The following is a 415-nucleotide window of genomic DNA, read 5'->3' on the forward strand; positions in this document are numbered from 1 at the left end:
CGGGTGGGAGATCCATGAGCAACGTACGGGTGCGGCGGGACGCGGTGGTGGGTGTCGCGTTGGTCATCGCGCTGGGGGCGGCGGGGTGCGGGGGCGGGGACTCGAAGGCCGCGGACGACAAGCCCGCGGCTACGGCCTCCGTGACAGGCAGCACGCCGCCGGCCGGCGCGCCGGGCGCGCTGCCCGGGTCGCTGACCGGGCAGAAGCTGAGCTGGCGGCGGTGCCCGGCGCCGAGTGTGGCGCAGGGCACGGACGGCAAGGCGCCCGGGAGCGAATGGCAGTGCTCGACGCTCAAGGCGCCGCTGGACTACGCGAAGCCGGACGGGCCGACCATCGGTCTCGCGATGATCCGCGCCAAGGCCACCGGCAGCGGCCGGATCGGGTCGCTGGTGTTCAACTTCGGCGGCCCCGGCGG

General features: G+C 75.7%; 1 pseudogene. It reads left to right on the top strand.

Annotation, left to right across the window (positions count from 1 at the left end):
• Positions 1–14 precede the first annotated feature (14 nt).
• Positions 15–415: pseudogene (locus tag G3I78_RS49365) on the top strand (alpha/beta hydrolase); the annotation flags it as partial.

It is taken from the genome of Streptomyces sp. SID13726, assembly GCF_010548375.1.
GTDB lineage: Bacteria > Actinomycetota > Actinomycetes > Streptomycetales > Streptomycetaceae > Streptomyces.